The organism is Actinacidiphila sp. DG2A-62 (genome assembly GCF_035825295.1).
GTDB lineage: Bacteria > Actinomycetota > Actinomycetes > Streptomycetales > Streptomycetaceae > Actinacidiphila.
In genome coordinates, this window is the sequence record NZ_JAYMGI010000002.1 from 6,261,980 (window position 1) to 6,276,818 (window position 14,839).

Annotated in this window: 13 protein-coding genes and 2 pseudogenes; 1 reads left to right on the forward strand and 14 read right to left on the reverse strand. The window is 70.2% G+C overall.

Going from position 1 to position 14,839, the window contains the following annotated elements; all coding sequences use genetic code 11:
- Nucleotides 1-70: 70 nt before the first annotated feature.
- Nucleotides 71-1,246, reverse strand: coding sequence for a hypothetical protein (locus VSR01_RS28265; protein ID WP_326451893.1), 1,176 nt, complete (start codon nt 1,244-1,246; stop codon nt 71-73).
- A gap of 386 nt (nt 1,247-1,632) precedes the next feature.
- Between VSR01_RS28265 and VSR01_RS28270 the strand changes: the two genes are divergently transcribed.
- Nucleotides 1,633-2,340 (forward strand): DUF317 domain-containing protein, encoded by a 708-nt coding sequence (locus tag VSR01_RS28270; RefSeq protein WP_326451894.1) that lies wholly within the window; start codon nt 1,633-1,635, stop codon nt 2,338-2,340.
- Nucleotides 2,341-2,449: 109 nt separating this feature from the next.
- Here the strand turns inward: VSR01_RS28270 and VSR01_RS28275 are convergent, their stop codons facing one another.
- The 13 genes and pseudogenes from VSR01_RS28275 to VSR01_RS28335 all read right to left on the reverse strand — a co-directional run bounded on the left by VSR01_RS28275 (nt 2,450) and on the right by VSR01_RS28335 (nt 14,594).
- Nucleotides 2,450-2,956, reverse strand: a complete 507-nt coding sequence (locus tag VSR01_RS28275) for a hypothetical protein (protein WP_326451895.1) — start codon at nt 2,954-2,956, stop codon at nt 2,450-2,452.
- A gap of 55 nt (nt 2,957-3,011) precedes the next feature.
- Nucleotides 3,012-4,724, reverse strand: coding sequence for a relaxase/mobilization nuclease domain-containing protein (locus VSR01_RS28280; RefSeq protein WP_326451896.1), 1,713 nt, complete (start codon nt 4,722-4,724; stop codon nt 3,012-3,014).
- Between the two features lie 22 nt (nt 4,725-4,746).
- Entirely contained in the window at nt 4,747-5,385 is a 639-nt protein-coding gene (locus VSR01_RS38005; RefSeq protein ID WP_442785566.1) for a MobC family plasmid mobilization relaxosome protein, read from the reverse strand.
- Nucleotides 5,382-5,549, reverse strand: a complete 168-nt coding sequence (locus VSR01_RS28290; RefSeq protein WP_326451898.1) for a hypothetical protein — start codon at nt 5,547-5,549, stop codon at nt 5,382-5,384. Before VSR01_RS28290 ends, VSR01_RS38005 begins: the two co-directional genes overlap by 4 nt.
- 1,328 nt (nt 5,550-6,877) lie before the next feature.
- Nucleotides 6,878-7,193, reverse strand: a pseudogene (locus VSR01_RS28295) (DUF2637 domain-containing protein); the annotation flags it as partial.
- 122 nt (nt 7,194-7,315) lie between these two features.
- Entirely contained in the window at nt 7,316-7,963 is a 648-nt protein-coding gene (locus VSR01_RS28300) for a WhiB family transcriptional regulator (protein ID WP_326451899.1), read from the reverse strand.
- Between the two features lie 132 nt (nt 7,964-8,095).
- Nucleotides 8,096-8,845, reverse strand: a complete 750-nt coding sequence (locus tag VSR01_RS28305; protein ID WP_326451900.1) for an ATP-binding protein — start codon at nt 8,843-8,845, stop codon at nt 8,096-8,098.
- Nucleotides 8,842-9,174, reverse strand: coding sequence for a hypothetical protein (locus VSR01_RS28310; protein ID WP_326451901.1), 333 nt, complete (start codon nt 9,172-9,174; stop codon nt 8,842-8,844). Before VSR01_RS28310 ends, VSR01_RS28305 begins: the two co-directional genes overlap by 4 nt.
- A gap of 448 nt (nt 9,175-9,622) precedes the next feature.
- Nucleotides 9,623-9,985: pseudogene (locus VSR01_RS28315) on the reverse strand (hypothetical protein); the annotation flags it as partial.
- Between the two features lie 1,273 nt (nt 9,986-11,258).
- Nucleotides 11,259-12,242 carry a helix-turn-helix domain-containing protein gene (locus VSR01_RS28320; protein WP_326451902.1) on the reverse strand — a complete coding sequence of 328 codons (984 nt, stop codon included), beginning with the start codon at nt 12,240-12,242 and terminating at the stop codon, nt 11,259-11,261.
- A 216-nt stretch (nt 12,243-12,458) separates the two neighbouring features.
- The gene (locus VSR01_RS28325; protein WP_326451903.1) at nt 12,459-13,046 is read right to left on the reverse strand and encodes a hypothetical protein; all 588 of its coding nucleotides are present in this window, start codon (nt 13,044-13,046) and stop codon (nt 12,459-12,461) included.
- A 1,025-nt stretch (nt 13,047-14,071) separates the two neighbouring features.
- Entirely contained in the window at nt 14,072-14,230 is a 159-nt protein-coding gene (locus VSR01_RS28330; protein WP_326451904.1) for a hypothetical protein, read from the reverse strand.
- A gap of 79 nt (nt 14,231-14,309) precedes the next feature.
- Nucleotides 14,310-14,594, reverse strand: a complete 285-nt coding sequence (locus VSR01_RS28335) for a DUF6233 domain-containing protein (protein WP_326451905.1) — start codon at nt 14,592-14,594, stop codon at nt 14,310-14,312.
- Between the last annotated feature and the right edge of the window lie 245 nt (nt 14,595-14,839).

The following is a 14,839-nucleotide window of genomic DNA, read 5'->3' on the forward strand; positions in this document are numbered from 1 at the left end:
AATCCCCGGCGGAGCGTTGCACCCAGTTTCACTACCGAGCACTGAAGTAGGGTTTGCCACGCTGCTCAAGTCATTCCTCGGGCGTCTGCTCTCCGCGCGGGAAGGAGTCGATCCGTTCTGAGCTGTCGGCGCTGAAGGCGTAGATTGCAGCGTGTTCGGAAACGGCAGCCGGGGGTGGGGCGGCCGAAGTCCGCGCTCTGGGCAGTGCGATGCCCTGAGCGTGAGCGGCCGTCCCCGGGCGCAACGTCCACGGTACGGGGCTTGTGTCCGTCAGCCACTCATTTTTCAGCAGAAGCTGGACGATGAGCCCCCGCAACGCGCGGTCCACGTCCCAGCCCAATCCCGAGCACAACTGGGCGTAGGAGGGCCCGTGCCCGTGGGCGGCACGGAAAGCCACAGTGAACTCAGCTGCTTGCGGGCCGCGGTGAGGATGTGCGTCTTTCCACTCCCCGTATGCTTCTTTGATGCGTTTGGGGAAGAACTGTGGCCTCATGGGCACCATGAACGCCGAGGCGACCCGCTCCTGGGGGAGAACGCACTGAGTACAGCGCTCGACGGTCTCAATGTGCCGTTGCAACGCGGGGGTCGCCGCTGTCTTCCACTCCGTCCACACATCGGCGTCGAACCGAAACGCCGGCGGCGCGGCGGTGACGGATGATTCTGGGCACCCGGTGGGATCTACTGCCCGCTCCTCTTCAGTAGGGCGACGCATGCCCGAGAGGTGGCGTACGGCGGGATCAAGCAGGTAACCATCCGTAGAAAATTCCGCGAGGAATCCACTTGATTTGAGATTGGGCAGGGCTTCTCGACACGAATCAGGAAGGTCGGATGGGATCTCCCCTACCAGTTTGGACGTGCTGTGGGCTGCGAGGAATAGGCTCGCCAGCCGCGCGGCGGGAGGAAGTTTCCTGACCGGCTTGGCCGATAGGACCCGAGCAGTCCAGCCGGACACCCGGGAGCGCACGTTCTTTCCGAAGGGCAGAGGATGGCCCGTTTCCCTCTCAAGATCGGGGACGGTGATGGGCAGGGGCGTTGTTGGATCGCCGTCGAGCAGGGCGGCGTCAATCTGCCAGCCGAGTGCACGAAGCGCGTCAACAGCGCCGCGGGCATCGGTGAGGCGTAGGGCTGAAAGGTCCGCTCCGATGACGTTGCCGACACCACCGCGCGCGGCTCGGATGGCCACGACCACGCAGAGGAGCTGGGATTCGGCGGTGTCCAGCGGCAGCGAAGCTGCGTAGCTCAACAAGGTCCGCGCGGCCTCTCCTTGCTGAGAGGTCAAGAGGAACGGCCTCTTTGGCGGCGCGGCAGGGGCGGCACTGGCCGCGATGGGGCTGGATGCTGTGTCTGGCACGACGGTATCAACGCGCGGGCGCGGGCTGGGGTCACCGTGGATACGCCGTCTGGCTCAGCCTGCAACGCTGACAGCAGAATTGGACCGGCCCAGTATGCTGGCAATTTGGGCGTCTGCATGTCAAAATTGATGGAATTCTTCCGGGTAGCGCCCGGGTGACGACCCGTTGACGGCGTATCAATATTTTCTGGCGATACCGTCAGTGGTGTGCGGAGAACACATCCCGTCGCTCGACCGAAGGCCGACGCTGCCCATCCCGAGTTCTGGAGCCGCCCCTGTCCATGTTCTGGTCGCCCGTGGGCGACGTCCGCTTCCTGACCAGCCCGCGCTATCTTGCCGGTGACGACGGGGCGTTGGCCGATCAGGTCTGCGCCTCCCTCGCCGATGCCGGCTGGTCTTGTTGGACCACCTCTCGTCAAACTCTTCTGCTCGCCGCGCCCAGCCAGCTCGTCAGCGCCGAATGGGTTTTGCCCGACCAGCCCATGCTGCTGGGCGATCTGCCTGTGGCCTGGCGTGTATCGGCCCGTGCTGAGCCTGCGCGGCGAAGAGCGTCCTGGAACGCCTACCTCACCACCGGGTTGCCTGGTGAAGTCGTCGTCGCGTTCGCGTTGGCCGCTGACGCTGGCGTACAGGCTTCTGGATCGGGTGGGCCCGAGACCGTAGTCGACGAGTTGTTGGGGGCGGGCTGGTCGCCGGACCCGGTCCATCCCGACAGTTCGGTCTGGGACCCCCACTTGGTCGCCTGCTTCACTCTGCGCGCGCTTCCTGACGGTATTTGGGACGAGGATCCGACCCTCCACCTGTCTGGTTGGCAGGCGTGGGCCGAACCCGAGTCCGGTGCTTCCTACCTGTGGTGCGCCGCCTTCAGCCACTCCACTCCGCACGCGCTTGTGGCGGCCTTTGCTGCCGCGCTCAGCGCCCCCCGCCCCGTTATCCGCCGCCTCATTCCCGTCCTCGGCCGACGCTTGATCACGGTGACCCCTACCTAGCGCGCACCTCCGAGTAGATGAGGGGCGTGGTGCGAGCCATCGGCGGCTGGCGCCACGCCCCTTTCTCTTGTGTTGGCGTCAACTGGGTTTGAGAATGCCGACCAGCGGATCAGTCGGTAAAGACAGTTCCGGAGAATGTTCCGTCGAATCCTTCTGCTGCGAGACCTTCGTCCTTGGTGGTGAAGACGTGCTGGACATGGCCACGTGTTTTTTCGTACCAGGTGCCGGTCAGGGCCGGTTCGTGGAATTCGTGAGCGCTGCGGCAACGCAGCCATACGTCCGGTCCTATGCACAGTACGAGCCAGTCGCGGTCGACTCCGCACTCCGGGCACGTGCGGATGGTGCCGTCGACCTCCAGGGGGGCCGGGTGACGCGTCATCTGGCCGGCGAACCCCTCTGCTTCAGGGAGTTGCAAGGTCGGAGGAAGGAAGCCCTCGCCGGGTTCGGCCGGTTGGGTGTCGTGGGCGGTCTCCAGGTGGGCCTGGTCGATCAGGCTGCGGAGTTCCTGCGGGCCGGGGGCCAGGAGGTTGGCGGCCTGGCGAAGGAACTCCTGCTGTTCGGCCTCTAGACCTCTGTAGCGGCGCCGGTTGAACATGCCCCTCCCATCGTTGCCCATGCGGTATGCATTTCATTGTTTCCCAGGTGAGCGGTGAATTCCAGGCATGCCTTTGTCAGAGAGAGCGGGTTTGCTGGTGGGTATCCGGTTTACTCTGGGGCTTGGGTGCGGCGGGGCCGGCGGGTCGGGGCGGATGGGGAGCGGTCGGATCGGCGGGGAGACCGGCGGTGCGGCGCAGGCGCCAGAGGAGCACGTCGCTGACGGACTGCGCCGTGCTCAGTTCGCGCCGCGCGGCTGCTTCGGCGAGGAGTTCGGCGGGACGGCGGCCGACGACCTCGATGTCGGTGAGGGTGGCTGCCAGCGCGTACCAGCCGGGTTCGGACAGGATCTGTTCGGCGAGGTCGGGGAGCGCTTCGCGCACGGCTGCCGCCTGCCGGTCCCGGACCGGCGCCGGGAGCGACTGGCCTCGCTGGCGTGCGGCGCGAAGGGGCCGGTCGGCGGCGCCGCGGTAGGCGGCGCGCAGGTGTTCGGCTGCTTGGCGAGCGGCGGCTGCCTGCTGGGCGTGCCGCTTTCGGCTGTGCCACAGGGCGGTCGCGGTGACGAGGAAGAACAGCATGTCGATGGCCATGGCGGTGCCGGCACCGTCCTCGCCGCGGCCCAGCGCGGGCCCGGAGTAGACCAGGTCGCGGGCCGCCCGGCGCAGTGCCCGCGCGTGCTGGCGCTCGGCGCGGATGTGGGAGCGCGTCGCCCGCTCGAACGTTTGGGCTGCCTCACGCAGGTGTTGCCGGGTGTGGGCGGCCGAGGTCAGGGCGAGTGCGTCCAGGATTTCTCCGGTGGCGGCGATCTGCGCTGCCGCTGCCCCGTCGCTTCCCTGGTCGATGAGGAGGATCGCCGCCCACGCTGCTTCGGCGGTTCGGCGACGAGCTGGGGCCGGCCGCAGCCTGGAGCGCCCGGATGCCGGCGACGAGGATCGCCCGGTGGCCTCGTGGCCGCTGGGGTCGGCGAAGCGCTGCCGGACCCGGGGCAGCGACAAATCGGGCGCGAGGGATGAGCCGGAGTAGAAGACCGGCTCGCCCTGGGCGGTCAGGTCGTCGGGCAGGGCGACGCTGAAGCCGGACAGATCGCCGGAGGGCATCACCTTGGTGCGGACCAGCAGCCCGGCGTCGCCCAGCCGGGTGAAGAACTCCTGCTCACTGTCCGTTCCGGCAGCGGCACGGCGTACGGCTTCACGCAGTTCCTCGCGCGCCGTGCGCTCGCGCCCGGTGCGCTTGGCCTTGTGGAGTTCGGCGCTGGTGGGTCGTTTGGCCGCGGTCTTGTCGCCGGTGGTGAGCTGTCGCAGCCCGTAGGCGACTTCGAGCAGACGCGCTTCGGCCTGGGCGCGGGATGCGTCGTTGTGGAGGTCGGGCCTGTAGCCGTCCTCGCGGACCACGGTGGCGATGATGTGGATGTGGTCGTCGGCGTGACGGACCGCCGCCCACCGGCATCCGGCGCCGTCACCGGGGTCGATACCGGTGGCGGCCACGATGCGGCGCGCGATGTCCGCCCAGTGGCCGTCCGGCAGGGTGGGGTCTTCGGGTGCGTTGCGGACCGACATGTGCCACACGTGCCGGGCCGGACGGCGCACCGGTTCGAGGGCGGCGACGGGCTGGTCGAGCAGGATTTGGAGCGCCTTCAGCGTCGCCGCCGGGTCACGGCCCGGGTCCGGGGCCATGCCGTCGAAGGAGGCGACCAGGTGGGGATCGGTGTGCTCCTCGGCCTCGCCCGGCCCGTAGAGGTAGGACAGCAGGCCGTAGGTGTTGGCACCGCGTTTGTGGATGTGCGGAATCACAGGCTTCGCCTGCCAGTGTTGGTCACGTGCGCTCCAGGAGCCGGTCGGTGGCGTCCTGGACCCGCTGGACGGCCCGGTGGACGGCGGCGATCACGGCGTCGGTTTCGGCCGGCTGGCCGCCGGAGTTGATCGCGCGGGCGACTTGGTTGAGGTTGTTCCCGACCTGTCCCAGGTGCCGGCGGGCAGCGAACAGCTCGGTCACCAGCTCTCGTTGCCCGGCGACCGCTGCAGCGGCGGACTGAGCGTCGGCCGCGGCAGCGCTGCCGGCACGGGCCAGGAACGCCGGGAGGCTCGCGCCGACAGCACGGGCTGCGGCGCTGAGATGGGCGTGTTCCGCCTCGTTGAGGCGGACGCTGCACACGTAGGAGCGCTTCTGGGCGGGCGGCTTGGGGTAGCGCTTGCGGGTACGCGGGGAAGTGGCGCGGACTCGGCTCGCACGCGGCTTGATCGTCCCCTCCGGCTGCGGTCCGCCCTCGGCCGCTGCTTCTCCGGTCGGCGCCCCCCGGCGCTGACCGGCTCCCGCCACCCCCGGGGCGGGAGACTGCCACGGCGCCTTCCCCGACGGGGAAGAGTGTCTTGACGGATATCTTGCTCGCGTGCGACGGGGCTTCTTCTGCTGCGGCGGCTCGTCGCCCGGCGGTGTTTTCTCGGGGTTCGTCACCGTCTGCGGTTCCTTCGGGCGAGGACCTGGTGCTGCACTCGGGCGGCGAGGTCCAGCATCGCGGCGGGACCGTTGAGTACGTCGACGCGTCCATGGGGGCGCTGCTGGACGAGAAACTGGCCGCTCGGGGTGGGCAGCGCGGCGTTGAGGAGGCCGTAACGCATCAGTACCTCGGCCCAGGCGCACGCCTCGGACCAGGTCGACGCTCGTCGGACGCCATGAGGGGGCATGTCCTTATCTCCATGGTGAATGGGGGCGGCCCGGCCGGAGCCGGGCCGCCTCGCGAAGTGTCGAGGGACGGTTCGCGCGGTGACAGGCTGGCGTGTGTCCGCGGCTGGCGGTTCGCGGGGGCGGGTCTTCGCCGTCTAAGTCCTCCTTCTGGGGCGGGGCAGGTGCGCAAGCGCCGGATCGGCGTACAGCCGCTGCTGGAGTTCGGTGAACCGCTCGTTGCTGATTGGGACACCGGCCTGGTTCAGGTAGGGCCGCAACGCGCGCCGTGTCATCCGGCCCTCGGCCAGGGCGGCTTGGCGGGCGATCTGCAGCAGCTGCTCAAGGTCCCCGGTCCGCGTACCGCGCTCGCGGTGTTGCGCAAAGGGCCGCGGTCCGCTTCGCGGCTGTGGTCCGCGGTCTCCGAGTGCGCGGCGGTCCTGGGCGGTGTGCTCCGGCCGGTCCGGCGGTCCGCCTGCCGCGCGGTCCGGGGCGGATGGGTTGTCCGCCGCACCGGAGAAGCGGTCCGCGTGCTCGGGGATGTTCGGACCGGTGGAGCCCGGCCGGTGCCGGTCTGCGGTTGCGGTCCGTTCGCGGTCCGCCGATCCGCCGCCTGGTTCGTGGATCGGGCGCCCGGCGGCTCGCGTGTCCCGGTCCGCGGCGCCGGCTGCTGCCGGTCCGGCGGGCACAGGTCTCGAGGGTCTCGAGGCGGACGGGGTGTCGCGGGCGTCCACGGGCGGCTCCGGGTCGGCCGGTCGGCCCGTGAACGCCCGCTGCTGCGGGGTAGGCCCCGGTGCGGCCGGTGCGGCCGGGTCCGTTGGTTCCGTCGCTGGGCGGGGTCCGGTGGGCGTGTGTGTGTTGTGTTCCTGCGCGCGATGTTCGGACCCGGCAGGGGTGCCATGGTCCGCGGGCGGTCCGGCAGTGTGTCCGCGCTCGGCGGGTGCGGCTTCGGGCAGCGACGGTTCGCGGTCCTGCGGCCGGTGGCGGTTCCCGCCGCGGTGGTCCGCGGGTCCGTGGTCCCCGTAGCGATGCTGGGTCTGCTGGGCCGGTCCGGGCACCTGCTGGGCGGCCGGCTCGTGCTGCGGCGTACCGGACGGCTGGTCTGGTCCGTGCTGGGGCTCCCGCTCGGTGCGCAGGCCGAGTCCGGAGCCGTGGTCCGTGCGCGGGTGGCGGTGCGGGAGACGCTCGGTCCGGATGGTGCCCTCGGGGCTGGCCGGGACGGTGATCGGCGTTGTGGGACGGTCCGCGGCCCCGTGGGTGGATTGGTCGTCGGGGGCGGTGTGGTGGCGGGTGATGAGGATGTACAGGTGGACGGCGCCGGCCAGGGCGAGGGGGGCGATGGTGGACAGGACAGCGACAACGTGGTCGCCCAACCGGAGTCCGCCTGCGCGGGCCTGCTGGTTGAGGCGGACGGCGTGCAGGGCGTTCGCCCAGATGCTGGCGGTGGTCGCGGTCGCGAACAGCGTCCAGGTGTAGAGGCGGGCGCGCAGCGGGGCGGTGGACATCACGAGCAGGGCGCGGATGCCGTAGGCGATGAATCCGTCGATCACCAGCGGGAACAGGTAGCTCAGCTGGGGGCGTACGTGGATGGCGACGGCCATCTGCTGCAGCGCGTCGTACGACAGCGCGCAGCCGGCGCCGCCGAGGGCGAGGATCGCGGCCCGGTCCCACCAGCCCACCGGCGGGGTACCGGGGGCGGGGGAGGGGCCGTGGTGTGGGTCGGTCACGCGGCCTGCTCTGCGAGCCGGGCCTGCTCGGCGAGTTCGGCGTCGGTGGGTCCCTGCAGGGCGTCGAACTCCTCCGCGCCGGTGGTCATGTCGTCCGGGTTGGTGCCGCCGAGGTCTTCGGGGTCGTCCATGCCGGACAGGGTGTCGGCGAGGATGCCCTCCTCGAGCAGGCGGTGGCGGGCGGTGCCGAGCATGTCGCGGGCGTGTTTGACAGTGAAGCCCAAGACGCTCGCCAGCCGTTGGGCGTTCCAGCCGCGCAGGACGGCTTCCCGGGCGACGGCCCGGCGCTCCCTGCCGGACAGCTTGATGTCCCGGCCGGCGACGACCGCGTCAACGCGCTCGGCATCCAGCCGGTTGGCCGCATCCGCGTGTGTTTTCTGCCGCTCGGCTGCGGTTTGGCCGCCCCAGATTCCTTCGCGGGAGGCGGTGTCCACGGCTGCGTTCAGGCACGTGGTGATGACGGGGCAGCGTGCGCAGAGGGCTTTGGCCTGGGCGACGGCGGCGGCGTTGCGGGCGGTGGGGAAGAAGATCCGGTCGGCCTTTGTCGGGCTCAGGTCTTTGCAGGCACCGTGCCGTTGCCAGGTGGTGTCGCCGATGCCCCGCAGGTCGGTTGCGGGGGCGTCATGGGTGGTGATGTAGCGCAAGTGGTGGCTCCGTGGTGCGGGTTCGGCCGGGCGGCAGCGCAGGGGCGCAGGGCATGCCCGGTCGGGGCAGGGGAGGTGGAGGTGAGGGTGCCGGGCGGGCTGCGCCCGCGGGTGAAGGGGCAGGGCGGCGGGTCAGGCTGCTGCGTAGCGTCGGTCGGGACCGGTGAGTTCGACGGCTTCGCACATCCCGGACAAGCGGCTCAGGACGCGGTCGCCGACCATGTCGCGCAGTACGCGCGCCTGCGGGTGGATCCGCTCGCTGCGGACCGGCGGCAGGTTGGTGGTGATGAGCGTCGGGAGGCGGTTCTGGCAGCGCCAGTTGAGCAGCCGGAACGTCATTTCCTCTGTCCACTCGCTGGGCTTGGCCGCGCCGAGGTCGTCCAGGAGCAGCAGCGGGACCCGGACGATACGCCGCAGCTGGTGCTCGACGTCCACGCCGGGGCGCGGGCGCATAGCGCCGTAGAGGTCGGCGGCGGTGGTGGCCTGCCACCGGGCCGCGCATCCAGCGGCGGTCAGGGCGCGGACCGCCCCGTACGCCTGGTGTGTCTTGCCGGTGCCGGTCGGCCCCCACAGCAGCAGGCTGGGGCCGTGGGCGATCTCGCGGCGTCCCCGGCCGCCGAGGTCGGGGGCGACCGCGCCGGAGGCGATCCGGTTCACCCAGGCGGTCACCTGCGGGTGGCTGGCGACCGCGTGGCGGTAGTCGTAGGGGATACGTTTCTGCGCAGCCTGTTCGGCTGGAGACGGGCCTTCGCCTTCGTCTTCACAGCTGGAGGCGGTGAGGTCGGTGTCGGTCAGGCCGCGCTCGGCGAGCTTGGCTTTCATCCACGCCGCGACGCGGTCGCCGGCTACCGGACGCGGGTCCTCCAGGCGGCTGCGGGTCATCGCCGGCCTCCGATTCCGAACGTCGCGGGCGGGGGCGCGGTTGGGTTCTGGTACGGGATGTAGGCCGGGGAGGCGGTGCGGGCCCACGGCCCCCCGCCGGAGGCGCAACCGGTCTTCGGGCTGTTGACGACCTCGTTGACCAGGCTGTGCAGCACGCTGGGGTGCAGGCCCTTGGCGCGCAGCTTGTCCAGCCCGGCCCTGATCGGCTCGGGGCCGAAGCCTTCGTCGAGCAGAGCGCGGATCTCCTTGCCCAGGTGGCTGAGGGTTCGGGCAGGCGGGCGGCGGTTGCAGGCGGAGATGTACTCCCCGAGCAGGTCTTTGGCTGACACCTCGACGGCATCGGAGCCGGACTTCTCGGGTGCCGGACGGACGGCAGGCGCGGGCGCGGGGCTGTTGCCCCCCACAGGTACTGATCCAGGATCTACGATCCTAGATCCAGACGACGAGGTGTCCCCGAATCCTCGACGAACCTGCGCCGAGACCTCCACGAGTACCGTCTGGCCTGCGCTTTCGTCAGCATCGTCCCAGTCTCGGGTCTCGCCGCTCACCTGGTCGTCGCCTGCTGCGCGCCCGGGCCGGCCGCGTCCGCACCGCCGCCGGGGAGCGGTCCACTGCCCACGGCGCTTGCCGGATCGGGCCGATCGAGGGCTCGCCGAGGCTGCGACGAAGCCCCTGCGGCGGTGTCCGGGGCCGTATCCGCCATGGGTGCAGCCGCCGCGGGAACGGCGGCCCGGATCCCCGGGGGCTGCCGCACACGTCCTGGCCGCAGCCACCGCACCCGTGCTTGGCGGGCGACGTGTGGCTCGGGCAGGACGGCAGACGGCTGGCGCTGGGCCGGTCGATCCTCTGATGTTTGGCCCAGGTGACGATGTGCAAGTACGTGCGGCCGTCGCAGCCGGTGTACAGGCAGATCAGCCCCGCCGCGGCGAGCTGCTCCAGATCGGCGGCAACGTGAACGGGCGTGTGCTCGGGGCGCAGCGCCCACAGCCGCCCGTGGATGATCGCCGGATGCGCCCGGAACCGCCCCGCGTCGTCTGCCAGCGTCAGCAGACCGAAGAACGTCAGCACCGCGGTCACGGAGACGGAGGCCAGATCTTCCGAATCCCACGTTTCGGGCTTGATCGTCCGGATACGGGCCACTAGAGCTGCTCACCCCCGGCCAGGGACTTCGGTGCGGGGGCGGCGCCCCGGGCGGAATCGAAGAACGGCTCGAACGGCGGCTTGCCGACGCGCCGCGGCCTGTTCCCGGAGGCGCGCGCGGTCCCCGCGGAGCGGGCCGGACGGGCAAGGCCGGGTCTGACGGAAGGCGGCGCGGCCTGCGCTATGCACAACGGCCTGGGCATGCAACACTCCCTCATACGTGGCCGCACCGGGGCTCCCTCGCCAAAGGGCCGGTGCGGAGACTGTGGTGACCGGGCGCCGTGCAAGGGCGCGTAAGGCCACCGTGGCCGGCCTCCTGGGAGTGCATGCACTCCCAGGGCCGGTCCTTCTCCCGGAGCGGGATCGCTCCGCTGCTCTGTCTCCTCTCCTCGGTCGCGGCCCTTCGGCCAGCGGAAGGACCACGAACATAGACGCCACGGCGGGAACGATCCAGACTTAGCTACACAATCCCCGACGCGAGCGTGGCCAAGACCCGCCCGTCCATCTGCCGGCCAGCCGCAGCCGCCAGTCGATGCCGTCGACGAAACCGCCCGATGACCTGGCCCTTCAGCGCGATCCGGCTGCGCGGACGTCTTTCGCTTCCCCAGGTGTACGCGCCGGCACCGAAGCCAAAAAACTCTGCGCGTGCACCTGTTTTCCCGAGAGACGGGACGGCCAGAGCCGCCCGACCAGCCACGACGCGTCACTGCAGGTGCGGTGGCGCGTCGTGCCCTGATCTTCAATCGGCCCCCGCCGCCTGTCAACGAACCATCCGCAGCGCCCTGACCAGGGAAATTGCGAATATGCCCGGAAAATTCGCTTTGTTCTGATGGTTCACAGGGTGAGACCGGGCCGGCAGTCAGCTCGCTGACCTGCATAAACGCCGACGGATGGGGTCAACGCCGACGGCTTCAGAGACTTTGGACTGGACCTGGCCAATGTCCGATTCCGGCCAGGGCCAACAACTCGCAGGTCAGGGCCGGTTGGCAGAGCCGTTCATGCTGGGTCGCCCAGGTGCCGAACCGGTGTCGTCGGCTGGCCCCGCGTCGGGACAACCGGTCGCAGACCCCCGCAGAGGGCCGGGCGGGGGCTACACCCCATGGGGGCTGCCCGAACCCGAAGCGGTGCAGGCGGCTGGGGCAGTGCCTGGCACGGTAATGGGGTGGAAGGAGCCGGTTCCGCTGTACGCCGTGTGCGGCCTAGCCGGGGCGCACCACCAGGGGGCGCTGAGGGTCAACGCCCGTGGGGCTTGGCCGTGCGAGCTATCATGGCGTTACTCGTTCTTCTCGCCGAGCCCGCCGTCGACGGGGGCGACGTGGCCGCGCGCGGCAGCCAGGGCCCCCATCTGGAACCGGCTAGCGGCGCCCATCCGGTCCATCAGGTCCGAGACGATGCGCCCCACGGTGCGGGGGGACCTGCCGAGACGGCGTCCGATCTGCTCGTCGGTCAGCCCGTTCGCCAGCAGGCGCAGAACCGCCGCGTCGCGGCTGTCAGTCGCCGTGCCCTTGTCCTCCTGTGGGTTCTCCGGGGTGAAGGGGACGGCCCGCAGCCACACGTCCTCGAACAGCGCGACATAGGTGGGCATCAGGCGCGACCCGCGCAGCACCAGGGCAGACTCGGCGGGAACGGAGGGGTTGCCGGGCAGCAGCGCGGTGTGGGAGTCGAAAATGACCAGGTCGAAGGGCAGTTGCGGGGCGAGCCGCACGTTCACTCCCAGGGCTGCGATCTCGGTGAGGTAGCGCAGGCCCCGTTTGGATGAGGCGGCGCTGTCGGCGTACACGGCCCGTACCTCCACGCCGCGGTTGAGCAGAACCCTGTCCTGCGCGAGCGCGTCGTGCAGCACGTCGGGCGGGGGCAGCGGCCCGGGGTGCATCGACCACGTCGCCGTCCGAACGGCGGCCACCAGAGCCTGGACCACGGCGCGGACCTGCCCGGCCGGCAGGTTCTCGATATCAACCTGGACACCCTCGTGCAGAACAGCCGGCCGGTAGCGGTGCACCAGCATCTCGGTGCTGCGGTGGAACTGCTCCAACTCCTGCATCTGCGCCGCGACGCGACCTCTGTGGGCATCGAAAAGGCGGGCCAGGGCGGTGTCCGGGTCGAGCGCGACGAATGTCGCGCCGGAGCCCGCCGGGTCCACCAGGCACAGCTCGCGCAGGTCCCGCAAGATGCGGGCGCACTCATGCGCCGGCAAGCCCAGCGCTGACGCGATGTCGGATGCGGTCGCGCTCCGTCGGCTGCGCAGCTCCAGGTACACCGACAACTCTTCGCCGTGGCTGCGGGACGCGGACGCGACGGAGGGCAACGCCACAACCGGCGTGGGGACGCCGGACCGGCGGTCCGGCACCGGGGCAAGTGGACTCGCGGACATTCAGATCCTTTTCTTCGCTTCACGGACGCGCAGAAGAGCAAGACCGTCCGGAGCCGACCAGCACTGCGCGGCGCTGGAGAAGAGGGCCCGGACCTGCCGGCGCTACGCGGGTGGGGCTTGAGCGCCCGCCCAGGTGTCCTGGAAAATCCGTTCCGCCATCCACGCCAGCGCCGGGCGTTCACAGACGATCACGGCGGCACTGGGGTGATCCGGGTACAGGGGCAGAACAACGAGCCTGCTGTCGATGATCATCATGGCGATGGGGACCACGGCGGCCAGCCGGATCTCCACGCCGACCTCGGTCAGGCGGTGAAGGCTTTGGGCCTGCGCCGGCGATGCCTCGCAGCTGGTGCGGAAAATTTCTCGCACCCTCACCCCGCGCTCAACCAGACCCCCTGCGACGACGGCCCTGGCTGTGTGCCTGACCGGTACGGGCTCCGGCAGCAGACTCATCCGTGTCGTTGACGCGGACGCGCCAAGCGCAGCCAGTGCCTGCTGAATGCGACGCGCCCCGGTCACTACCGCCCCGGCGCCGGCCGCCGAGGCGGACGGACTGCTGGTACCCCACAGCCGCTCCAGGCCCCACACCGACCCCGCGGTGGTCAACTCTCTTGCCTCCCGAACGGATCGTTCCCGCTCCAGCAGTCCACCCAGAAGAACTCCCGCGTCCAAAGCGGTGAATTCGGTCATGCATCGTTCATCCGGAACGACACCCTCGCTCCGCAGTCTCGCGAAGTCCTCTTTTACCACGGCCAATTCAACGCTTCCGGGTGTGGAACTCGTGCGCACGGGCGCCTCGTCCTCTTGCGTCGCCGGCGTCATCTTCCGCCCTCTCGTGTGCCGTGCGGACCATGCGTTCCGGCACGGAACTCAGAGTCCGATGAAACAGGTGCCCAGACCGTCGCCGCTCCGCCTTCCGGCGAAATCCGAGGAGCTGCGGCCTCGGCCCAGACCAGTGGTCTGGAGGATGGGCAGAGGCGGCCCCGCACTATCGCGGCTGGCACCGGTTCGGCACCATGAACTGCCCTTGACCTGGGGTGTCCCTGGATTTAAACCACAGATCAGTCAGGAGTCAACACCGATAAGTCGCCTCCTGGGACGCACCGTGAGGAGCGTGAACCTGACAAATGTGAGGTGATCGACTATCAACTTCCCGGGCGGGCGGGCGTATTACCGGATTCGACGACCGGAGGGTCGGTGCTTGGGCTGCTCAAGGGCACGGGCCTCGCCGGGTTTCAATTCGTATGGAAAAAATCTCCGCACTCCAGCATGTCCCTTAATGTGCCAATTTGTGCACTTTGGGAAGCGCGGTTTGCCTCGTGCGTGAGTGCGTGATAAAGACTCGGCTCCCGTATTCGAAGTCAAGCGTGTCCGGTGACTCGCGGTGCGTGCCGCGGCGCCTTCGGTTGGCCCGTGGGTGGGATGTCATTTGCGAATAAAATGCCAGGAAAATAAGCGACCGAATCCGCCCGCTCGGTAGTTCGCGGTGGCATCGCGCCGTCACCGACGGCGATCTGGGGCTGGCGGCGCCCCTTCGGGTCGGCATGCCGGTGCATGCTGGTGTGTCCGAGTCGTCGGTGACCGCCCCCTGACGCGGTCACCGGCGCGGCCTTCCACGCGGACGAGGACCTTCCCGACCACCTCGGCCACCGTGACGATGCCTATGGCTACGATCACGTCACCGGGCTCGGACAGGCCGACCTCCACGCGGGCTCTTAGCGGGGCCCTACGGCCACCTGGACCCGGCCGCCGACCGTGGTGGTGATCCCGGCAGTGCCGGCCTGAACCTCGGTGGCCACTGCGCGGTACACGCCGAGCAGGATCACCTCGTTGGTGCCCGCGGCCAGGGCTTCGCCGATCGCCAGCCCGAACACCGCGGTGCGGAGCGGTGCCGCCCCGCGGCTGGCGAGCGCGCAGCGGCAAACTCTGCACCCCGTCGCGGTGGGGCCTCGCTTACGGGTCCGGCCGGCAGATCTGGCAGGGCTCGGTGTCGTCAAACCGCGCCATCATGGTGCGCGCCATGCCCGCGTCGATCGTCTGGATCGTGTACCGCCACCGATTTTTCCCGAGGGTGAAGCAGTCCGGTTCGTGGACCACGAGCTGCCGCTCGGGACGGTCGGGGCCCGGTGAGACAAGCAGATACACCGGCTCCGGCGCGGCGGCCGGCTCGCGGGGAACGGCGGCGTAGGTCTCGCCGGGAATCTGCCGTACCGCGGCGGCTGGCGCGTAGAGACTCACCTCCGCCCACCACGTACCGGTCCGGTCCTGCCTCCACCGCCGGAGGCGGGCCGGTACCGTACGGCCGCCCGGCAGATCCAAGCGGACCCGCGGGGGCTCAGCCGACGAGGATTCGGACATGTGTTTGATGATAGTGGGGGGCGCCGCGCACGCCCTCACGCGGGGCGCCCCGGCTACATGTCTGGGGCGAGCCGGCGGCTCCCGCCCCTCACCCCGGGGAGGGGAGCCGCCGGAGCAGACTCCTG